At 34.8% G+C, this 21,857-nt stretch carries 19 protein-coding genes; 2 read left to right on the forward strand and 17 right to left on the reverse strand.

Features of this window, described 5'->3' with window-relative positions:
* Positions 1-113: 113 nt before the first annotated feature.
* A complete protein-coding gene (locus PL77_RS21435) occupies positions 114-839 on the forward strand; it encodes an SDR family NAD(P)-dependent oxidoreductase (RefSeq protein WP_044210100.1) in 726 nt (241 codons plus the stop codon).
* Positions 840-894: 55 nt separating this feature from the next.
* The gene (locus PL77_RS21440; RefSeq protein WP_044210103.1) at positions 895-1,749 is read left to right on the forward strand and encodes a type 1 glutamine amidotransferase domain-containing protein; all 855 of its coding nucleotides are present in this window, start codon (positions 895-897) and stop codon (positions 1,747-1,749) included.
* Positions 1,750-2,230: 481 nt separating this feature from the next.
* On the opposite strand, the gene PL77_RS21445 is transcribed toward PL77_RS21440, so the two are convergent.
* The 17 genes from PL77_RS21445 to PL77_RS21535 all read right to left on the reverse strand — a co-directional run bounded on the left by PL77_RS21445 (position 2,231) and on the right by PL77_RS21535 (position 21,586).
* Entirely contained in the window at positions 2,231-3,331 is a 1,101-nt protein-coding gene (locus PL77_RS21445) for a DUF4476 domain-containing protein (RefSeq protein ID WP_044210106.1), read from the reverse strand.
* Positions 3,332-4,187: 856 nt separating this feature from the next.
* A complete protein-coding gene (locus PL77_RS21455) occupies positions 4,188-4,790 on the reverse strand; it encodes a hypothetical protein (RefSeq protein ID WP_044210111.1) in 603 nt (200 codons plus the stop codon).
* 128 nt (positions 4,791-4,918) lie between these two features.
* Entirely contained in the window at positions 4,919-5,200 is a 282-nt protein-coding gene (locus PL77_RS21460; RefSeq protein ID WP_044210114.1) for a hypothetical protein, read from the reverse strand.
* Between the two features lie 232 nt (positions 5,201-5,432).
* The gene (locus tag PL77_RS32065) at positions 5,433-5,882 is read right to left on the reverse strand and encodes a hypothetical protein (protein ID WP_172665919.1); all 450 of its coding nucleotides are present in this window, start codon (positions 5,880-5,882) and stop codon (positions 5,433-5,435) included.
* A 357-nt stretch (positions 5,883-6,239) separates the two neighbouring features.
* Positions 6,240-6,773 (reverse strand): hypothetical protein, encoded by a 534-nt coding sequence (locus tag PL77_RS21475; protein ID WP_044210121.1) that lies wholly within the window; start codon positions 6,771-6,773, stop codon positions 6,240-6,242.
* A gap of 418 nt (positions 6,774-7,191) precedes the next feature.
* Positions 7,192-8,298: a metallophosphoesterase gene (locus PL77_RS21480; protein WP_044210123.1), complete on the reverse strand. Its 1,107-nt coding sequence runs from the start codon at positions 8,296-8,298 to the stop codon at positions 7,192-7,194.
* Positions 8,299-8,955: 657 nt separating this feature from the next.
* Positions 8,956-9,681 (reverse strand): GNAT family N-acetyltransferase, encoded by a 726-nt coding sequence (locus tag PL77_RS21485; protein ID WP_044210125.1) that lies wholly within the window; start codon positions 9,679-9,681, stop codon positions 8,956-8,958.
* Between the two features lie 7 nt (positions 9,682-9,688).
* A complete protein-coding gene (locus PL77_RS21490; protein ID WP_156152475.1) occupies positions 9,689-10,390 on the reverse strand; it encodes a hypothetical protein in 702 nt (233 codons plus the stop codon).
* A gap of 82 nt (positions 10,391-10,472) precedes the next feature.
* The gene (locus PL77_RS21495; protein WP_156152476.1) at positions 10,473-11,567 is read right to left on the reverse strand and encodes a hypothetical protein; all 1,095 of its coding nucleotides are present in this window, start codon (positions 11,565-11,567) and stop codon (positions 10,473-10,475) included.
* 432 nt (positions 11,568-11,999) lie between these two features.
* Positions 12,000-12,590: a DUF4291 domain-containing protein gene (locus PL77_RS21500; RefSeq protein WP_044210130.1), complete on the reverse strand. Its 591-nt coding sequence runs from the start codon at positions 12,588-12,590 to the stop codon at positions 12,000-12,002.
* Positions 12,591-12,999: 409 nt separating this feature from the next.
* On the reverse strand, positions 13,000-14,034 hold the full coding sequence (locus tag PL77_RS21505) for a serine hydrolase (protein WP_044210131.1): 1,035 nt from the start codon (positions 14,032-14,034) through the stop codon (positions 13,000-13,002).
* Between the two features lie 43 nt (positions 14,035-14,077).
* Positions 14,078-14,896 carry an alpha/beta hydrolase gene (locus PL77_RS21510; protein WP_044210132.1) on the reverse strand — a complete coding sequence of 273 codons (819 nt, stop codon included), beginning with the start codon at positions 14,894-14,896 and terminating at the stop codon, positions 14,078-14,080.
* A 223-nt stretch (positions 14,897-15,119) separates the two neighbouring features.
* Entirely contained in the window at positions 15,120-15,614 is a 495-nt protein-coding gene (locus PL77_RS21515) for a hypothetical protein (RefSeq protein WP_044210134.1), read from the reverse strand.
* 449 nt (positions 15,615-16,063) lie between these two features.
* The gene (locus PL77_RS21520; RefSeq protein ID WP_044210135.1) at positions 16,064-17,455 is read right to left on the reverse strand and encodes a sulfatase-like hydrolase/transferase; all 1,392 of its coding nucleotides are present in this window, start codon (positions 17,453-17,455) and stop codon (positions 16,064-16,066) included.
* 222 nt (positions 17,456-17,677) lie between these two features.
* Positions 17,678-18,361, reverse strand: a complete 684-nt coding sequence (locus PL77_RS21525; protein WP_253274008.1) for a bifunctional 4-hydroxy-2-oxoglutarate aldolase/2-dehydro-3-deoxy-phosphogluconate aldolase — start codon at positions 18,359-18,361, stop codon at positions 17,678-17,680.
* Complete coding sequence (locus PL77_RS21530) at positions 18,361-19,359, reverse strand: sugar kinase (RefSeq protein ID WP_044210137.1); 999 nt, start codon at positions 19,357-19,359, stop codon at positions 18,361-18,363. Before PL77_RS21530 ends, PL77_RS21525 begins: the two co-directional genes overlap by 1 nt.
* A 10-nt stretch (positions 19,360-19,369) precedes the next feature.
* Positions 19,370-21,586 (reverse strand): T9SS type A sorting domain-containing protein, encoded by a 2,217-nt coding sequence (locus PL77_RS21535; RefSeq protein WP_052444620.1) that lies wholly within the window; start codon positions 21,584-21,586, stop codon positions 19,370-19,372.
* Positions 21,587-21,857 lie beyond the last annotated feature (271 nt).

Below are 21,857 nucleotides of genomic sequence, written 5' to 3' on the forward strand. Positions count from 1 at the left end.
TTTTAAACCCATTTCTGAGACCAATAAATTTATACCATGATAGAAAATAAGCTATTTCATTTAATATCATAAAATTCCAACATTTGCTTCATGATATTAAAACAAATAGCAAAATGAAAAAAATAGCATTAGTAACAGGAGCAAATAAAGGACTAGGTCTTGAAACTGCTCGACAATTGGCACAAGCAAATACAACTGTTTTGATTGCTTCAAGAAATAAAGAAAGAGGATTAGAAGCAGTTGATACATTAAAAATAGAAGGTCTTGATGTGGATTTGGTTCAACTCAATGTAACGAATGAAACTGAAATAAACGCCTTAGTACAAGAGATTGACGCCAAGTTTGGTCAACTCGACATATTGGTAAACAATGCAGGTATTATACATAGTCGCGAACCTAAAGGTATTAACTCTGCTGATCGAGTGGAAGCAGAGGTTTTAAGAGAAACATTTGATGTGAATTTCTTTGGTTTAGTCCTTCTCACCCAAAAATTATTACCACTGCTTAAGAAAAGTAAAGCGGCTAGCATTGTTAATGTCTCAAGTATTTTGGGGTCAAACACGATTCAAAGCGATGAAAGTTCTCCATGGAGCAGTATTAAACCTTTTGCCTACAATGCATCTAAAACTGCCTTAAATTCATTTACGGTACACTTAGCAGCTGCTTTGAAAGAAACAAACATAACAGTGAATTCAGCCCACCCGGGTTGGGTCAAAACGGAGCTTGGAGGTGAGAATGCTCCATTAGAAACTCCAGAAGGAGCCAAGACTTCAGTAAGTCTAACATCCGCTGATTTTACAGGAAAGTTTATCCACGATGGGGAGGAAATTGCCTGGTAACCATCAAGTATAACACAATAAAAAAATAATTTCAATTTTAATAAAACACAAAAAGATGAAAAAAATAGTATCACTAATCGTATTGGCTTTTGCCTTGAATTTCCAATCAGTACTTGCTGCAAATATCTTAGTTGTCATCTCTGAAGTCTCAGAAATGAAACTAAAGGGTGGGAGTAATTATAAAACAGGATTTTACTTAAATGAATTAATGGAACCTGTAAAGATCTTTATGGATGCTGGGCATACATTGACTTTTGCGACACCAAGTGGTTTAGCTCCAACTTTAGACCCAGTGTCAGATACTCCTGATCATTTTCTAAACACAAGCAAAGAAAACTATAATGCCCACAAGGCACTTTTCAATCAATTAATGCTGACGGATATAGATAAAAGTCCTGTGATAAGTTTTGCTCGTGTTGAGCAAATCGGAATTGAAACATTTGATGCCCTATTTGTACCTGGAGGTCATGCTCCTTTAGGCGATTTAGTAGCCAATGATTTGCTTAGCAAGTTTTTAAATCATTTCCACGCTGAGGCAAAACCAACGGGCTTGGTATGTCATGGTCCGGTTGCTCTCTTATCTTCGTTACCCAATAGCAAAGCATTTGAAAAGGACATGAAAGCAGGAGACAAAGCGAAACCTGCTAAAGGATGGATTTATAAAGGATACAACATGACTGTATTCAGCAACTCAGAGGAAACTGTAGCAACAAAATACTACTTAGGGGGTGATGAATTACCTTATTGGCCTGAAAACGCGATTACATTAGCTGGAGGTAATTATTCTAAAGGAAAACAAGATTGGGCTCCACATGTAGTTGTCGATAGAGAACTTGTAACAGGTCAAAATAACAAATCATCTTCGGGAGCGGGAGAAGCAGTACTTGAATTGCTTAAGAAAGTCAACTAAACTACTCCAATCTAAATTCTCTGTATTGTAAAATCAATTATCATCCACTTTCAAGTTTTTCTTCCTTTTTACATTATGAAAAGAGGTAGGCTTAGAAATTAAAAACTAAATTTCATTCATATCCTAAAAGTTTTCAGAAACCTCCTGATTTCTAAACAGATGATGCTCCCGGATGTTGATTTTACCTGAACATACCCTATTCTTCTCCCTTAGTGGTTTAGAAGAATAGGGTATTTTGATTTTAATAATAGGAACTGCTATTCTTCAATTAGGACTTAATTTTAAGTGAAAAACATGAGAATAAATATCGTCAAGCACGTTGATATAGCTGAAATTTACCATTCCCTCAATCTAGTACATCAGTAACTTTAATGGCTCAAATAATCCTATATCATTATCAAAAAAAGAGACTGATACATCTACTAGTGATGAAACAGCCTCTTTTCGATTAAACGCTAGTTGAATAGCGCTTTAGAATAGTCTATTGATGACCTAAAAACTCTTCCAAAGCTTCTTTATTTTTCACATAAGATAGTTTACCAACTGCCATATGATATTTTGATTTGTCAGAAGTGTACTCAAACGCCATTTTAGCAAAAGCTAATCTTTTCCCATCCAAGTTGAAAACACCCATCAAATCTACTACTTGGGCAGTGCTGATGCATCCTTTTTCCATCAAAAACTCATTGGCCATCTCTACAAATTTTCCACCTGCATTCATCTCAGCTTTAATGTCATTTTTAAGTTTAGAGAAGTCAGCAAAGCTCATTTCGCAATCTTTTGCAACTTCTTTTTTCTCTGCTTTCGGTGCTTCACTCACTGCTACCTCTTTTTCTACATAAGTAGTACTTCTTATATCAATATTTTCGATGCTCACCTCTTCTAATTGAAGTACTTGAATTGCATTCGCCCAATCGATCACAACAGCTTCACCATTAGGAGTAATGTTGATAGAGAAAGTATAAGATTTGTTAGGGAAGATGATGTCTCCTTTTTTCACAATCTTCGGTTCTCCTCCTGAAACATTAATTTTTGAAAGATCTAAATAACCTAATTGTCCCATTTTTCCTTGGAACGAACATTTTACCTGAACATATACTCTATCAGAATAAACGTTGTGTTCCATCACTTTTACGTGAAAACTACCATACGTTTTTTCTACTTTTTCAGCTACCGTTAAAGGCTCCGTTTTTACAGCTGTCCCTGGTGCTTTTGCATAACGAATGCCTTTCATTTGAAGAAAGAATTGGTCTGCATTTGCCTTTACAGGAGGTTTCGCACGGAACTCATTGTAAATCGTTTTGCTGTCTCCCGGTTTTAAAATGTATTGTGTTTTGGTAGGTCTAACTTCCCCCTCGTTCATTGATAAAGTAGTTTCATTACGATCAATAATAAGGTAACCGTTTCCAGTGTTTTTAGCCTTATAATTAATGTAATAACTAGAAGTAGAAGATTTGACTTTTTCGAAAGTGAAGCTTGAATGATCTGTTGTAATGGATTTTGGCATATTATACACTTTGGTTTGTGCATAAGAAGTCCCGATCATAAGTAATAAAAAAATGAATGATAATTGTTTTTTCATAAGATGCATATTTAATATAATTTATATGAAGAGAGCACTATTTTGAAATATAATTTCACTGTAAAAAAGGATAATGATGTATAACCTATTATCATTGGAAGTAGCAAAAAAAGAAGTCAAATAGCCTCAAGTAGCTAGGAACATATTTCTCCCTAGAATAATCGAATAGATTGTATTTTTAAATTTCTTAGAAGTCTGTTTTTCTTACTACATTTAAGTCATTTCATCCAGCATGAATTGAGTTTTTCACTCTTAGACCCAATGTATTTCTTAACTAATTTTGAATTTACCAGTAGAAACTCCAGCTATTAAAAAATTAGCATGAATACTTCGTTCTTCCGAATTACCAATAACCTCATTTTGATTCAAAAGTCGAATTGCATAGATAGTAAGAAACAAAAAATTAAAGATGTTTATGATTAGCATAAAAAATTCATGTCAGTGTTTTACGCTTCCAAATTCATCAATAATTGTACCACAAAAGTAGATAACTCCAACAGGTCATTTTATGGTTTCACAATGTTATATCAAAGAGAATTGTTTGAGAAAAATCTAAATTCAATACATTATACACTAAATTATCATCAACTTTTATTCGTTCTTTCTACAAACATTTATAGGATCTACTTTCAAGCTTCCTTCTTCTTCATTTTTGGCTTAACGCAAAAGAGTGTCAAGGCTTTGAAGTCAAAAGCTAAATTCTTTGGTCTTACAGGCTGTCCAAAAACACAAGTAGGTACAAAAAAAAGTAAGATTAGTATTTTCTTCATAGTTTGCGTTAGCTGATTTTCAAATAATTATTGCCAATATTCGGAAGATAAGGGGCATTTGAACGTTGAGTGTTATAGTTTCGATTTTATTCTTTTCTAATTATTTCGCTTACTCTTACAGTTCCACATTGTCCTTTTGAAAAGCTTGGGAATTCAAAAGTTTGAATTGAATCATTTTCCAGCTTTATTTCAATTCTTAGCTTGTTTATTTTATAATTATACAAATCATCTGAAATCCCTTGTGTCCAATCATACTTATAAACAGGATAATATGAGAATATGAAATCTTTTTTGTCTTTATAATTAGTTTTTTCAAAATTGTCAGAATAGATTCTTACAATCTCTGAATCATTAATATCATTTAGAATATTTATGAAGGCTTTTTGCTCAAATGAAATATGAATTGATGAATATAATTCTGTTATAGGGATTGTAATAAGAAGAATAATTAAAGGAGTTCTAATATTTTTCCAACTACTCTTTCGTTCCGATACGTAAATACTACATTGTATTAAAGCAATAATACCGAATAAGAAATAAGCCATTATAGTAAAGAATGCTGTAAGTTCAATATCAATATTTTTCGCGAACCATACCCTACTGTAATACCAATAGAAAAATGTAATACTTCCAAATATTAAAGGTGATAATGAAAAAGCATAAATTATTTTCAAACGTTTATTCTTCATGATTATCTAATAAACTACAACGGTGTATATACATTCCTTAGTCAATTTCTTGACACTTACCTATCAAGATGTTAATGATATTACTCGGACTGCAAACTTCTAAATTACTGCAATCTAAACTAAGAAATTTATTCATTTTCTAAATATTCTTTCAGTCTTCGGTACTCATTTAGCAGAGCTCCCCTATTTCCCCAATCCTCGGTTTCGTCTTCTACTTTCGGATTGATAAAAGTTCCATTGCCTGCTATAATTTCAATTGATTCAAGTCCCATTTCTTTTGCAGCTTTTTTCTGGTCTTCTGTTTCATCTTTAATACCCATCATATCTTTAGAGTATTCCCAATCACGATCGAATACTTCTTCGAATAGATCCAAGAATTTAGTAATTGAAACTTTTAAGTCCTTATTCATTCTATTTCATTTCCTGATTTAACAATATTCCTAGCTCTTGATAAAAGTTGCTTGTAATCTTTGTCGAGTAATTCGGGGACATCAGATTCAAGCATCGCACACAAATCCCATAGGAGCTGTTCTTCCGAAGGATCCTTAATTTTTAATTCTTCATCATCACGAAATCGAATGAGGAAGTCAATCAAAACAAGAGCTTCATTTGAAGAAAGTTCAAGAGTTATTTTTTTTATTTTTATCTAAACCTTTTCAATTCAAAAAAACCTATTATTGATAACAATGCACAATAAAAATTAATTGTAACAGTAGAATGTTGTATCAAATCGATGTAATATGTATAGCCATAAACATAGTCCTCGGTTTGACTACCTTCTACGCTGCTGTATATTATGTCCATATACCAATCGTATGTATCTATGCCAAACACAAATAATAATAATGGAAATATTATCTGATAGTAAGTAAATAGTACTGAAGCGAATAAGAAACCATATGATTTGATTTTCTTTCTTGGTTTCAATCCTTTCAAAATTATTTTTAGATTAATCAAAGGAATGAATAACAGATATTTCGATTTTACATTCACTTCCGTTTGTCTATTAACCCACATTAAAAATGTTGCTATAAATACCCATTTGATAAAATTAAGAAAGATACCGACTCTCTCTGCTATATTCAAAAGCATGATATAGCTGTCAGATTCAGCTAAGTCAGGTGATATCCAAAATAGATTGTAAGCATAAAAAGAGGGAAAAAGCAATATTGAAAATACCGACAAAAAATAAATATAGTATTTTCTTAAAAAATCGAATTTCCCAAACCTAAATACTAAAACAAGAACCAATATCTGAATAAAAAAAACTCCAAAGTACCCTATTAGAAGATAATTATAATTGGGAGTAAGTAATGTCGAATCCATTTATTTTAACAGTTACATCTTATGCTTATAAAACAATTATAGCCTACGTAATGGCTAAACTACAACCAGCGAGTGCATCACCCAGTGTATGGAAATTAGCTACTATTAGGCTTCTTTTTTTTATTAATCAGATTTTAAGAAATTATCAGTTACAGCAAAATAACATGAAGTAATATTCGGATAGATATAATCTGAGTTTCTATTATCAAAACCACTATAAATCCAAATCCATAAATCTGAATTCTTCCAAAATGATGTTTTTATGTAGGGTTGCCATGTTTCTCCATCTTCATCTAAAATCATATTCCATTTTCCACCATGTTTTTTGATGTACACATCTCCAGAATAAGCAATAACAGCCAAAACATTTTTTTCGATAAATTTATCTGTCACTTTATTTTCTTCAGCTAATGTAATTAACCTGTTATCGATTGCGTAAAGACTATTTTCACTGTAATCAAAAATGTCTATATCCATATTCAAATTTTCAGCTAACTGTCTTCTTAATTCCTTTGTATGTTTTGGGAAATTTTCACCATAAATATTTTTGCCTTTAAGAACATTATGGGAATAAGTACCGTATTCATGCATTTCCTTCTGTTTAGCACACGAGAATAATAAAACTAAAGCTAAAGTGTATAAAAATCTATATTTCATCTACTTTATGAAGCCTAACATTAAATATAAACAATAGCGTATATCCCTTAAATTCCAAAAATAAACACCATAGCTTATGTTAGTATAAAAACTTCCAACTCCCTTTCAAAAAAATAGTTTGCTGTTAGATTGTTGAAAGACAATTTCAATTTACATTTTAATGTATTACAAAACAAGAATTGATTTTTAAGTGGGTAGAAGAGGTTGATTATTATTTTAAAATCTATTCGTGAGCAAATGCAAATTTATTCGAAAACTTAGTTTATGATGTATTGTTTGTTTGTAAGGACGCCGCAATGCAACGCCCCTACATGACTACATTTTTGAAAAGTTATTATTAAACACTGTTCTTCTATATCTTCAGAAAATCACTTAGTCGTATTTCCCCATTGGTCTTAAAGGAAATTTTGCTTTTGACTTAGTGTTTCGGAATCAAATCTAATGCGATGATTTCACTTTTTGTTCCAAGTCTAAAAGGAGGGCCAAATGTACCAATCCCTTCTGAAACAAGTATTTTTGTGCCGTTATAATCATGCAAACCTCGGTTATAATCAAATATCATATTCGCCACAAAGTTGAATGGAAAAATCTGCCCTGCATGTGTATGACCGGTGAGGTATAAATCAATACCATGTTCATTGGCATATTTGATTCCGTTTGGAGCATGATGAAGCAATATCGTTGGACGTTCCTTGATCATTTTAAGCGTAGGTAAAACTTCGTCCATCGTTGGTTTTTCATCTGAAGCATGCATATCAAAAGAGTTTCGATCGGCAAGCATGTGTGTTAAACCAGCAATTTGCAGTTCTCCAAAAGTTGCCTTTTCATTTTCTAATACATGAACACCAACTTTCTTCATCAAAGAATAAATGCTGTCCATATTGGTGGCATGATCATGATTACCGTCTACAAAATAAACTGGTGCTTTAATTTGCTTCAAAGGCTCAAAATATTTTTCTTTTAGAGCGTATTCACTGTCAAGATAGTCTCCAGTAATCAGTACTACATCAGGATTTTGTGCATTGGTCTTCTCAATGATTTCTTGTAAGAAACCATTTGTTCTGAAATGTCCAATATGAATATCCGTTAAGTGAACAGCTTTTACTTTTTTCGTTAAGCCCTCCATCGGAATTGTCATTGGTGTAATTTGTATGCTTGCTCCTCTCCAATATCCAAAAAGAGTAATGCAAAATGCCAATCCAAAACCTATTAGGCCAAATGTTGATGGTTTTAATTTCACAAAAATACCAATACCATCCGCCACCAAAAATGAGAGGAGTACGAAAAGGTAAATACCCATGGTCACCGATGCTGTTTTGTATAAGATGTGTCCAATCATGCCTGTAGCATTTGTGAAAACACCACTCACTACCATAAAAATCAATGGAAGCAAGCTGAAAGTGATATACACTAAACGTGTACTCTCAATTCCAAAAATATAAATGATTTTTTTTGATAGATAGATAACGGTAAATGCAATGAGGGCTAAAAAGACCACTACTATTGCATAGGGGAGTAATTTCATTTTAAAAGTTTATTTGATGTATTTATCACCGTGTAAACGAAGCTTTCAACAACGTTCGATTACAGTGTATTTCTATACCATAAATTTAAAGGTGTAGATTTTCGTAGGCTTAACAGTTTAAAGGAAATGATTAACAAAATTACAGATCTGCCATTTTTTGATGACGTGGAAAAATAAAAGAGGCATCACTACCAATGTAAACCAGGTTATCGTTTACCCCAAAACGACCTTTCTACAAGCATTGATAGGATCTACTTTCAAGTTTCTTTCTTCTTCATAAATGATGGACTGATTGCAGATCAAAATAATCTGCTTCACGATTGAAGTCATAGGCAAGTGATATGGAGTCCACCAACACTAAAGTCGCTTACGTTAACTAACCTTCAAGACTTCAGTCTTGATAAGGTTGGGCTATCACCTACCCATAGTTTTAACTATGGTGTACGAAACATCCTATCTCTTTTGTTCCAATTCTTATCGTTTTGAAATCGGGAGATTTCTGATGATCTGTTGGACACGAATGTCGCTAACGCTTAACATTCGCACCAGTGGTCTTTCTACCCAATTCGTTGGTTAGTTCTAGCCCTCGTTTTGCATTAAAATAAAATGAAACAGAGAAATTGATTGAAAGTGAACCAAAACCTAGTTTACAGTACGTTATTCACCCTTCAATATTCTATATGTTTCTATTTCTCCATATTTCTGAAAACCGAGCTTTGTATAAATAGGTTCTCCCATTTTAGAAGCGTGAAGCACGGCAATTTTTGAACCATGACCTTTCGCTTCTTTTAGCAAATGCTTCGTCATACTTTTTCCAATGCCTTTTCCTCTCCCTTCGGGAAGCGTCCCAATCATATGCAAGCCTGCATGATTTTCTGTATCAAAAAATACAATGCCGCAACCCAAACTTTTCTGATCTTCTTGATAAAGGAAAAGTCGTATGGTTGAAGATTGTCTTACAATGGTATTGATCACCTTATGGTCTACTCTATAACCAAAAGATTTTGAAGCAGTCGCTGCAAATGCCTTTGCACCTTCTTCCGTTTCTACTTGTTGGATGTTTGGGGTAATCGTTGCTTCAGTCGTAAAAGATTCCAACTCAAGGGCCATGTTTTGTTGCGTCATGAGTAACGCTAGGCCAGTATGACTCCCAAGGTCGTCCGATTTTGGAACCGTGAGCACCTCAGGGATATCCCCTTTTTTACAAAGGTCTATGACTTTCGTTAATGCTGAGTCATGATCTTTTAAATCAAAAACTCTTTTGGGCCAGTCAGCATCTTGCACTGCTACAGCAGTAAAACCCTCGGATGCAATGACTGTATTGTTGATGGTACCAATATGTTCCCAAAGTTCATACAGGTTATTTATGATGTAATTATCCATTGATTACTTATTTACTTTTCACCAAATTATGAAGTAAAGATGTGATCCATTCTTGCTCAGCATCATTTACCTCTTCAAAAAAATAATTCACTTCTGTGTTTGAAATGACAGCCGGAACTTCAAAACCTCCAAATTCCATCGATCTTTGCATTTTAAATAAAAGACTATATTGTTCAATCAACTTATAGGCGCTTGTCTTCCATAATTTCATTCTCACAATCTGAATATCCCTAATTCTTATTTCTTTTATTTTTGATCGAATAGGTCTGTTTTTGATGATTGAAAACGTCTTATTATCAATTAATAGAGTTTGTGATTCAAAAATAGAATTCATTACACCATATAACATTCCTAACCCAATAAACCAGAAAGGAATTGAAAATAATGCAAATAATATACTACTCTGCGTTGCCAGAAACGTCCACAAACTAACAAAACTTAGCCATAGAATAGGCATGATTAATTGTGGTATGACAGATAACGTAAATCCCTTTTTAGGATAAAATATTTCTACTAAATCATCTTCAAACTTTCTCAATATCATTTTTGATTCTGAAGGTGGACGACCTACTGATTTCAACGAAAAACTATCTAACAAACTACTCGCCCTGTAAACGGAATTACAATAGTCGCACTTTGCTAAGTCCGTGATAATATTTACATTTTTTGTCGGGATCGCTGTATTACAATTTGTGCAAACTAGTTCCATATTCGATTTACCAATAACATTTCAACCTTAAGTACAAATTCAAAATTAACTATGATTTATTTTTGATTTTGTACTTATTTTATTAATAATCTATATCCACCATAAAGCTCCTAATTTTATATTTCTTTGGCGTTGCTTTAGAGATTTTCTTTAGCATTTTTTCCTCCTTATACTGATAATTTGAAAAACTAAATTCTACTGGTTTAAAAGAAGGATGTTTCTCTTTTCTGTCAACAACAATCTTAGTGAAAATTGAATCAAAATCATTCAACCCTTGCTCCGAAAACCAAACACAATCTAACCACTCTGTATCAACAATAAAATTTTGAATACTATCATTGTATTTAGGTACATAACCTTTCATATTAGCAAAGAAAGATTTAAATATACCTCCCTTATACCCTGCAATGAGAACATAATCAAATTGTGATTGTAATGTGGAGTCATTCAATGACTTGTAAAACATATCTAATGCTTCAGGAGAAAAAGAGGTAATACACAACCAATTTTCTTGGTCATCTCTTTGATAATGTGTTGCAAATGTTGTCAACTCAGAGGCCAGTGCATTACACCATTCTTCCAGTTCTTCTTTTCCACTGTCTTCATAATGTATTTTGTCCACCTTTATTTCAACATAAACTTTACTTTTCTTATAAAAATCCTCTTCTACAAAATACTCCAAAATTCCTTTGAGTGTATTGGCATGAAGATAAGATAACGCGTTTTTGTTGTTCACTTTATTTTTATCCCACTCAGGGATATCATGCATCACATAAGCGCCATCATCAGGGTAAATTTTTCGAATGAGGTGGTCTTTTGGAGGATAATGAGCATCCAATTCAATAGACATCGTGGGGTCAATGGAGTTAGAGATTTTGATTAAATCCTTAACATCCATCGCTGGTGTGGCTTTTGATTGAAAACCATTACCGTAGACCACTCCATCTTTATTGATCCCCATTGGGTAATACCTCCACGAACTACTTCCGTGACCTATCACTTCCACTTTTATATTTTGGGTGCCATTAATTGAATTGCATAGTTCATGAAAAGGTTGACACCTAGCGTGATAATCTGCTATTGGAACCCTACCAGGGCTTACAAAGGTTTCGTTAATTTTAATACAAGACATTGCTGAAAGTGAGATTAGCATTGATACAAAAAATATTCTCATCATAAGTTGGCATTTTGATACTTTCTGCATTGTAAACTACAATTATCTTTGACTATCAATTGACACCTCTGCAATCTTTAAAGACATTACTTCCAAGCTTCCTTCTTCTTCATTTTTTCCATTGCTGAAAAAACGAAGCAAAAAAAGCTAGGCTTAGAAGTCAAAAGCTAAATTCCATTCCTTTCGCCTAACTGATTTTAAACTCGCTGCGCTCAAACAACAAAATCATTCTTAACGGCTCAATCCATGAAATTCTTAACGCTTTTTCCTTCAAGGCCGGGGGTAGAACTACCAAATGAATTGGATAGCAAGACCGCTGGCGCGAATGTTAAGCGAAAGCGACATTCGTGTGCTATAAATCATCAGAAATCTCCCGATTTCTAACTATCATAAATATTCAAAAACTTAGTTTACAATGTAATTGAGTGTTTTCATTTATCTTATCCCAATTTTCTTTCCAATTGAGTCACTAATAGGATAAAGTCGTTCTTTTGGAAGAAAACGTTTCACTTCTTTGTATTTTCCTGCTTTCCGCAATGCACTCATTTTTTTCACCAATGGAGTCATGTCTATGATCTCGGTGATCCATTCGTTGTTGTATTCTTCAATTAAAAATCTACTGATCCCTACTTGTATTGTTCTCTCTTGTAATTTCCCTCCTTTAAGGGTTCTTTCAGGGTCCCATTGTATGTGTACTTTTGCCTCTCTGAACAGCTTGTCCCATTCGTAACCACTGCTATACACTTCCTTGTCGGGATCAGTTAAAACCCCAAAAGAAAGGGCCTTTTCCCAGCACTCTCTCTTGATTTTAATTCCTAATATATATTCTTGATTCGATTTACTGCCCCAATTGCTACGTTCCATTAACCACAAAAATGAAGGTTTGATCCAAGTCATTCGATGAAATGAAAATGGTTTTTCAAATTTCTGATGCTTAAGTGCGGGAAGTGCTATATTTTTGTTGTAAGCTTGATAAACTGTAATTGTATCTCTGTCAAATTCGGCTCTAATTTCCTGGTATTTCATAAGTTAATTTCTAAACACATTGTAAACTAAATTTTCGATTATTTGTAGTTTTTAGAAATCAGGAGATTTCTGATGATCTGAAGGTCACGAATGCCGCTGACGCTTAACATTCGCGCCAGTGGACTTTATACTCAATTCGTTTGGTATTGCATTCATCGGCCTTGAAGGGAAAAGCGTGAAGAATTTTATGGAACGAGCCGTTAAAAATGATTTTTTTGTTTGAGCTTTAGCGAGTTTAAAATCATTGAGGCGAGAGGAATAAAATTTAGCTTTTGACTTCTAAGCCTAGATTTTTTGCTTCGTTTTTCATCAATGGAAAAATGAAGAAGAAGGAAGCTTGAAAGTAGGTCCTAAAAATGCTTGTAGAAAGATGGATTAAAAGTTAACGATAATTCCGTTTACTGTGTACCTAATCTTGCTCTCTTTCTATGATTTTAAATAATCTGCTATTAATAATTTCTGACAAGTTCCAATTGTAAAGTTTAGCATCGGTAGTATTATAAAAAGCAACTACTACTGCATCAAGGTCCTTGTTGTATTCTGCAAAACTCTGATAACCGGGCACCCATCCACCATGTTCATATTCATAAATGGACGAATAGATTTCCTGTTCGCCAGGTGCAAACAAAGTTCCATTGTTCAATGCTCTGAGGAAAATACCTACATCTTCCGCCGTGGCTAACATGCCGTGTTCGTCTTCTTTTAAATCAAACTCATAGCCTACATGATACCCACTCATTACGTCTTTTAATTCTACTTCACTTAAAGAACTAAAGGTATTTTGGAGTTTTAAAGGAGATAATATTTCATCTTGAATAAATTTAAAATTGCTATACCCCAGCTCATCATCCATTATTTTATTGATCAACATATAATTCGTGTTGCAATACTCATAATCTTCACCTGGTTGAAAATGGGCAGGTTGATCTAAAATTAAAGCAAGACTTTCTTCATAACTCTTTGTTGGGTTACTCCAGAAGTTGGGAGCATCTGTAAAATTTGGAATACCACTTCTATGCTGAATCATAAGTTTTAGCGTAATTTTGTCCGCATTTTCAATTCTCCCCACCAAAGAAGGTAAATAATCTGCCAATGTTTTATCCAAAGAAAGACGCCCTTCACTCACCAATTTCGTCACGGCCACCGCATCGTAGAGCTTACTAATACTGGCAATTTTGAACAACGCATCGGGGCGAGCCGGAATCTGTTTTTCTCTGTTATGCCAACCTGACGCTAAATATTGAGGGGTATGCCCCGCTTGATCCACATAGACAATAACACCTTCAAATCCATGATCTACTGCTTGATCTAATTGCTCTTGCATGGTATCAGGCAATGGAAGTATCCACGCTTTCACTAAAAGCCAGGGTACAAAAAATAAGGAAATGACAGTACCAAGTAGTAACGCTATTCTGATGATTTGTTTGGATTTCTTCTTATTCATAGGTATTTGAGTTTGTGTTATATTAGCCTACAGTAATGACAATTTACTTTTGATTGGTTTTCATAATTCCCTTGTAAAAACTATCTAAAAACAATGAATTATGGGTATCATCTTTATAAAGTTCTGACGTCAATTCAATATACTGATTGCCTTCAAGTGCTTTTTTAAATTCTTCTATTTTCTCTTTGTGGAAAGCAGGTGCCGGCTGATAAGTAAGATGTATTTTCGTTTGCTGATTATAATCTATTGCATTAAACCGCTTTACTACCTCACCGTTACTGTACCAAATAGAAGGGTCGTAAATATGAATCACTTCAAAAGGGTGTTCTAATGAGAGTAGATAGGCACCAAAATAACCTCCATAGGAATGACCAATCAATGTTTCATGTTGGTTGGTCGAATAGTTTTTGTTGACATCTGGAATCAACTCCTCTACCAAGTAATGGTAAAAGTTCATTCCACTACCTGAATTAGAGGCATTATACCAAGTTGAATCAACAGCTTCTCCATCATATTCAATTCTTGATTGGCTAAAAGTAAGGTCTTGCCCTCTTTTATTTTCCATTTCAACATGTGGAATTCCAACCACAATGGCATTCTGTATTTTTTTATTGGCTCCTAAATCAAATGAAATATGTCTGATTAAATCAAACCTCCATTCTGCATCAAAAACATAAATAACAGGATAACTGAGGGTATCTGTATAATGAAGGGGTAAACTTACCCAATACGCTCTCGTCTCATCAAGATGTTTTGAGTCAATCTTGTGTTGTAGTGTTTGATTCACACAAATAGTATCTTGTCCGTATAAATTGAAGCTGAAAATAAATAGCAATAGTACAATCAGTCTTTTTCGATGCATTGAAGTTTGTATTTAAAAAGTAGGTATTTTTATTGAAGTCGGTCTGCTTATAGCAGGATACAAATCCATCACCACTATGCAGGCTATACTAAGTTAAATATCTACTTTTAATTTACCGAATGAGGTTCAAGAAAAAATCGGATTGGCGTAACATCATATACTATCTATGCTGTTTGTGGGGTTGATTAAAGTCGTTTGAGTAAAACGACATTCTATATTAATGTTAGCAAGTTTGGTGGAAGTAATTGTATTTTTCTCCATCCCAATAGATTAAACCTCCTCCAACATCAAACTTAATTATTTTAATTGAGTCTGTTTTTAATTCCAAATTCGGACCTTCTTGTATTCCAGGTTCATTCGACCTAGTTGTATTTATAGTCCATTGATTCACCCAGTTCAGATCATCCCATTGATCTTCATGATTAAAAACTTCTCCTGCACCAATAATAAAGAATTTGTTTGTATTTGGATGTAAAACTATAAAGCCTCGTTTATCGGTTGCTTTTTCTACAATTAAAACAGCAATATCATTAACCCCATCTCCATTAAAATCAGAAATCAAATAATGTGGTTGAATGTAACTTAGGGTTTTAAACCTTTGATTTATAGAATCATTTTCTTTGAAGCTTTTTTCAAATACCTCTACCAAATCATTCTCAGATTGAGCAAAAATTAATAATGGAAAAAAAGTGGTAAGTAAAGTGATTAAGAGTTTCATTCTTGCTGTTGTTTTGTTTGCTTCGTGAAAGTGCTTTTGTAGATAGAATAATTAATTCTAAATTCCTTTATTGGATGGAAATTTCATGCCATGTTTTTTATATGAATGAGTAGTATCAAATCGTAAACTAAGTTTTCATTAAATAACATAATTCCTTTTATGAAGGATAAATGGTAATGTATTGTGGTTCGTGAGGACGTTTTAATAAAACGTTCCTACAGAACTGTATTTTAGAAGGTTATTATAAAACCTTTGTCTTTTAATCTGTAATCAGACAATCATTTTGTAGAAAGTCCACTGGCACGAATGTTAAAAGATAGCGGCATTCGTGTCCTATAGATCAGTAGAAATCTCCCGATTTCTAAATAGTATAATAGTTAACAGTGTAGTAAAATCGAGAAAAGGAACAAGGGTGCTCCTTTTCTCTTGTTGGGTAAGGTTAGTTCACATTAATGTATTGGTTCCTGTTTGTATTGATCAATACGCTCCATGGCTGCCTTTTCGTATTTACGTTTAAGTTGCCAACGGGGTCTTGCCAATGTGGTTTCCCATTCGAAAAGTCTTTTGTATAAATCTTTTACAATTTCGGGGTGTTCTGAAGCCAAATTGTTGGTTTCTGAAATATCTTTTGAGAGGTCGTACAATTCAGCAGGACGATCTGGGTAACGAATAAGTTTCCAATCATCATGTCTTATAGCTCCTCTATTTTCCTTTTTCCAATATAATGTCTGATGGGGTTTGGCCTTATTTTGCTCTGATAAATAAGGCAATAGATTTACACCGTCTATCCCTTCTAAATCTGAAGTATTACCTCCTCCAATGGTATAGCAAAGTGGCAGCAAATCTAGTGTACTAATGGGGTGAGTGTATTCTTTATCAAATTTCTGACCTGGTACTTTTATGATAAAAGGAACTCTCACACCTCCTTCAAGATGGCTTGCTTTTGTTCCACTTAGCGGGCTGTTGTCTGAAGAATTTCCATCTGTAGGACCTCCGTTATCATTGGTATAAATAATTACTGTATTGTCTGCTAATCCTTCTTTTTTGAGGTGATCGAAGACTCTGCCACAAGCTCGGTCCATAGCCCATGTCATTGCTGCTAGTTTTTTACGTTTTCCTTCTAACTCTGGAAATAGTGCGAGGTCTTCTTTTTTGGCGTGCATTGGTGCATGTACAGCATTGTAGGATAAAAATAAGAAGAAGGGTTCGTTTTTATTTTTGCTGATAAAATCAATGGTCTCCTGAGCAAATGCATCAGTGAGGTATTCATCTGGCTCTTCGTAATTTTTGAAATTACGTTCCATGTTATTTTCTTCTCTAGGGTTTGGATTTTTAGCATTAAAACCCCAATAACTTCTTGCTCCACCTCTGAAGCCATAGAAAAAATCAAACCCTCTTTTCAATGGATGAAAACGGTCCGTATTTCCCATATGCCATTTTCCAATGATACCTGTCGTATACCCCAAAGTCTTCATGTGGTCTGCAATGGTTTTTTCTTCTAATGGAAGTCCCATTTCATCATCTTCTAAGCAGTAGTTTTGCATGTAACCGGGCACATTGTTTTCTTCAAAACCAAAACGTTGTTGGTACCTACCGGTCAGTAAGGCGGCTCTTGATGGACCACAAACGGCTCCTGCTACATAGGCTTGAGTACATACGGTTCCCTTCTTGGCCAAACGGTCCAAAGCAGGTGTTTTCATTACGTTACTCCCTTGAAATCCAAAATCGGCGTAACCTGCATCGTCCGAAAGGATAATAATGATGTTTTGAGGTTTAGTCTTTTGGGCGTGAATAAAGCCACTTAACAGACATAAAAAAGTAATAGAGATTAGTCTTTTCATTTCAAAATATTTTTAAGTTGTACAAAATATTCAGCATTTGAGTACTTGAACAAAGTATGGATTTTTGATGCTGTCGGCATTCTATATCAATAGAAGTGTTTTGTAATAATTTATTTTCTAAAGAGTAGTTATTCGCAAACCACAAAACAACCATTTTTTGCCCTAGTATAAATGAAAAAAAGGACCAAAAAATGGTCCTCTTTAATGGAATGAATAATGTGATCAAACATCTACAGTTTTCAACTGCAATTTTTCAATATATATTCGTACATCATGAACTAAGTTTTTGATCTCTTGGTAGTCAAAAGTGCCGTCAGTAGACTTCACAAATAACTGACCTCCGATCCCTACGCAATACGCTCCTGCATCGAACCATTCTTTCAAATTTTCGAAAGTTGGTTTTACGCCGCCTGTGGGCATGATATTCGTCCACGGCATTGGAGCCTTTACAGCTTTGATGAAACCTGGTCCACCAACTTGTGTCGCTGGAAAGACTTTAACGATTTCAGCGCCCAACTCTTCTGCTTTTGAGATCTCTGAAATGGTGCCACAACCTGGGTTCCAAGCGACCTTTCTTCGATTACAGATTTTTGCCATTTCCTCATTGACTATTGGAGAAACAACAAAATCAGCTCCTGTTTGAATGTAAAGTGCAGCAGTTGGTGCATCTACAATTGAGCCTATTCCTAACGCAAGTTCTGGAAGAAACTCATTTCTGTAATCAATTAATTTTCTGAAGATTTCATGAGCATTGTCGCCTCTGTTGGTAAACTCAAATACTCTCACTCCACCTTCATAACATGCCTTTAAAATATTGATGCTCACTTCTACATCTTTGTGAAAGAAAACAGGAACAAAGCCTGTTTCCTTCATTTTTAAGGCTACTTCTATTCTTGAAAATTTCATTATCTGACTATTTTTCCTGTTCCGTTGGTTGCTATAAAATGTTTTACTTCCTCTACAGAACAAATATTCTGATCTCCTTCAATAGTGTGTTTGATGGCTGATGCTGCAATCGCAAAATCAATCACTTCTTGTAGAGATTCTATGTTTCTTAAACCATAAATTAAAGCTGCCATAAAAGAGTCTCCCCCTCCTACTCTGTCTACAATATGTGTAAGATCATATTGCTGACTTCTGTATACTTTCTGCCCGTCATATAATGCACCACTCCAAGTATTGTGATTGTTTGAGATCACACCCCTTGAAGTAAAAACTACAATTTTACAGTTTGGAAAACGTTGCATTATCTTGTCTCCTTCAATCTGAAAATGGTAGTCTTCAATCGTGTCATTTAAGACATCAACATCAGGGTGTGTGCCTGACATCACATGATTGAATTCCATTAGTTCCGGCATCACTTCTTCTGCAGATTTGCCCCACTTCCAAAGGTTTCCTCTGAAATTATAATCCATCGAGATTTTTAAACCTCTCTGAGCCGCTTGTTCTAATCCTTCTAATAGTGCTTCCTTGGCACCTTCAGAAACCGCCGGCGTAATCCCCGACCAGTGAAACCAATCAGCATCTTTGAAGATGGTGTCCCAATCCAGCATTCCTCTTTCCAATGTAGCGGTAGAAGAATAAGCTCTATCATAAACCACTTTACTAGACCTTCCACATGAGCCATTTTCGTAATAGTATAGACCCATTCTTTCCCCTCCATAAAGGATATCTGAGGTGTCTACACCAAAGCTATTCAAGTGACGAACAGCACTGAGTACCATATCATTTTTAGGCACTCTTGTGATGTATTTTATCTGCTCTCCAAACTGCCCCAGAGAAACGGCCACATTTGCTTCAGCTCCTCCAAAATCAATATTCAAAGACTTGGTCTGTTGCAAACGCTGATTTCCTGGAGAAGATAACCGAATCAAGAGTTCTCCAAAACTTACAATCTTCTTCATTTGTCTCTTTTTACTCCACAATTAATTTTTTTGAAATGACCTGTCCCTCCACTTTTATTTGAACAAGGTAAATTCCTGCTTTAAGAGCAGCTGTATTGATCTCTACCACTTCACCACTTAAAGGAATTGTCTTTAGCTCTTTTCCTGTAATGTCTGTCAGTTTAATTTCCTCAATATTGAATTGACGTTTAAAACTCAACTGTACTTTTTCTGACTTACTCGGGTTAGGGTATAAAATAATTTGTTGCCCTACATCTTCTGCATCAACACTTGTAGGTGGGGTTACGTCTCCATCTCCTCTTTCAATCTCTGTACTGAAATTGAATACTCTCATGTTCACGCTACTGATATGACCTCCAGACTCTGGGAATTGAATAGTCACTACATTGTTTTTCTCCAATAATTCGTAATCGATTGGCACTTCTACCATACCAAAAAACGATCTACGCTGTTCTTGAAGGTCACCCATGATATTGTCATTAGTAACTAATGTCTTTCCGTTGATTTTTACAGTAGGTTTCAAAGACAACCCATGTGCTCTGCCCATACCAATTCTTAGTACCGCTTCGCCATGTTCTACCAAATCCACATCCGTGAAGTTGAACGTCATTACATTCCCATCGATAGGTTGGTAATAAGTCGTTGCATAATATTTTGTTTCATCAGAAGTTTCGTCAATTACAAGGTCCGAGTTCATTTCGTATCGGATCAGCATCATTGATTCTGATTGTAATTGTACTTCTGAAGGAAGCGTTGTAAAAGTTGTTTCTTCAATGGTTGGTGTACCGCTCTTGCTGTAAAGGTGTTGTACTTTTACGTTGTTCAAGTTGGCCTCATCAAAACCTTTTACATTTAACGCTACAGTTTGTTGTTGTCTTGTTAAATTATTGAGGACGACATACCCCACCGTTCCTTCTACATAAGCATCCGTTTGGATATCTACATTATCAGAAACATGGTCTACTCTTGTACCGTTTACCTCGCTCCAGAAATCATAGAAATTTACTAAGCTAGAGTACACCCAAGTTCCGGTAAGACTCGCAGGTTCATCTTCTCCTCTGAAAAGCCTCCAGTTATGAGGTACACCGTTTGCGGTTCCCCATGTTGCTTTTAATACAATAAATGGTAAAGCTTTCGCGATATTATCTGCTCTGTCCATAAATGTCATCATCATGGAATTCAACGAAGTGATGTAGTACCAATCTCTCGCAGGTGACCATTGTTGATTGGCCATGGAATGCACTTGACAACCATACTCTGAAACCAAGGTAGGTTTCACTACTCCAAACTTATCATAACTTGCGTGATCCAACATGTCTAAAGTAGCTTCAAGGTTACTTCCTTTACGCATCAAACGCTTTCCTTGAAAAGTAGGCCAATCGTATAAGTGAATCGACCAGAAGTCCATATTTTCACCACTCATATCCATAAACTTGTTCCATCGTTTTTCCCAACGTTGGAAATTATCGTAATCAAAGTTCGGGAATGCAGTTGTGTAACCACCTACTTTCATATCTGGGTTCACCTTTTTGACCTCATGTGCTACAGTATTATGGAATTTGAAGATTTTTTCTAGTGCCTCATCCGTTTCTCCACAATCTTCACATCCAAAGATACCATAAACCGGCTCATTGATGACCTCAAAATATTCTGGAAGTTTCTCGGTTCCTGATCCATGAAATTCTTTGATAAAATGGGCACAATATTCACCCGTGGCTGTACCAAACGGTTCCTCTTGAGTATCATTTTGAGAAAACGCCCAACCTGTTTTGGTCAGTGTACCATCAGGCCAGAAAGGGTGGTGCTGAGTCGCTAAAATGTGTGATTTATTACGGTCAGCATAATTATACAGATCAGGTCTGTTGAGGTAATCATTTCTATATGTTTTACCTTTTTCTCTCAAATGATCCAGATCCACAAAACCTGGTCGGTTTGGATCTTCACGAAGTACAGCATTGATGTTGTAAGTAATGGTTCCGGTATTTCTACCAAAATAAACATCTTTACCATTCATAAAATCATTTTTGATGTCTAACGGACGGGCATCACCGTACCTTGTCCAATCATTCTCTCGAAGCCCTCCATGTACGCCAATAAACTTTTCTCTATTGAAAGTAGAAACCTCTCCAACGGTGTGTTTTACGTTGAGGTTCACGTCTACTTTTGTTGTTTGTGCGATGACTATAAAGGGTAGTAAGTTTAGAATAGTAATAATAATAAATTTCATGTCGTGTATTTGCGTTATAAGTTAATTATGATTGAAGTCCTCTTTTCTTTTGTTTGCTGTTTGGAATATATATTACTTTATAAACTATTGAATAATAGCTGCTATTCGTAAAAGACTTCATAGAAAGTAATCAAAATCTAGTTTAAAATGTGGTGTCGGTAATAAATAGATATTTTATAGAATCCATCATTAACCCACTATTTATTAGCGGGTTAATGATGGTGAATGAGTATGGATATTGCAATACAAAATCCATACGTCACTTTGACTA

This window comes from Flammeovirga sp. OC4 (genome assembly GCF_000812565.1).
GTDB lineage: Bacteria > Bacteroidota > Bacteroidia > Cytophagales > Flammeovirgaceae > Flammeovirga.

Coding starts and splice junctions, on each gene's coding strand:
- PL77_RS21435 (WP_044210100.1), top strand. CDS start 114: ATGAAAAAAATAGCATTAGTAACAGGAGCAAATAAAGGACTAGGTCTT.
- PL77_RS21440 (WP_044210103.1), top strand. CDS start 895: ATGAAAAAAATAGTATCACTAATCGTATTGGCTTTTGCCTTGAATTTC.
- PL77_RS21445 (WP_044210106.1), bottom strand. CDS start 3,331: ATGAAAAAACAATTATCATTCATTTTTTTATTACTTATGATCGGGACT.
- PL77_RS21455 (WP_044210111.1), bottom strand. CDS start 4,790: ATGAAGAATAAACGTTTGAAAATAATTTATGCTTTTTCATTATCACCT.
- PL77_RS21460 (WP_044210114.1), bottom strand. CDS start 5,200: ATGAATAAGGACTTAAAAGTTTCAATTACTAAATTCTTGGATCTATTC.
- PL77_RS32065 (WP_172665919.1), bottom strand. CDS start 5,882: ATGCTTTTGAATATAGCAGAGAGAGTCGGTATCTTTCTTAATTTTATC.
- PL77_RS21475 (WP_044210121.1), bottom strand. CDS start 6,773: ATGAAATATAGATTTTTATACACTTTAGCTTTAGTTTTATTATTCTCG.
- PL77_RS21480 (WP_044210123.1), bottom strand. CDS start 8,298: ATGAAATTACTCCCCTATGCAATAGTAGTGGTCTTTTTAGCCCTCATT.
- PL77_RS21485 (WP_044210125.1), bottom strand. CDS start 9,681: ATGGATAATTACATCATAAATAACCTGTATGAACTTTGGGAACATATT.
- PL77_RS21490 (WP_156152475.1), bottom strand. CDS start 10,390: ATGGAACTAGTTTGCACAAATTGTAATACAGCGATCCCGACAAAAAAT.
- PL77_RS21495 (WP_156152476.1), bottom strand. CDS start 11,567: ATGATGAGAATATTTTTTGTATCAATGCTAATCTCACTTTCAGCAATG.
- PL77_RS21500 (WP_044210130.1), bottom strand. CDS start 12,590: ATGAAATACCAGGAAATTAGAGCCGAATTTGACAGAGATACAATTACA.
- PL77_RS21505 (WP_044210131.1), bottom strand. CDS start 14,034: ATGAATAAGAAGAAATCCAAACAAATCATCAGAATAGCGTTACTACTT.
- PL77_RS21510 (WP_044210132.1), bottom strand. CDS start 14,896: ATGCATCGAAAAAGACTGATTGTACTATTGCTATTTATTTTCAGCTTC.
- PL77_RS21515 (WP_044210134.1), bottom strand. CDS start 15,614: ATGAAACTCTTAATCACTTTACTTACCACTTTTTTTCCATTATTAATT.
- PL77_RS21520 (WP_044210135.1), bottom strand. CDS start 17,455: ATGAAAAGACTAATCTCTATTACTTTTTTATGTCTGTTAAGTGGCTTT.
- PL77_RS21525 (WP_253274008.1), bottom strand. CDS start 18,361: ATGAAATTTTCAAGAATAGAAGTAGCCTTAAAAATGAAGGAAACAGGC.
- PL77_RS21530 (WP_044210137.1), bottom strand. CDS start 19,359: ATGAAGAAGATTGTAAGTTTTGGAGAACTCTTGATTCGGTTATCTTCT.
- PL77_RS21535 (WP_052444620.1), bottom strand. CDS start 21,586: ATGAAATTTATTATTATTACTATTCTAAACTTACTACCCTTTATAGTC.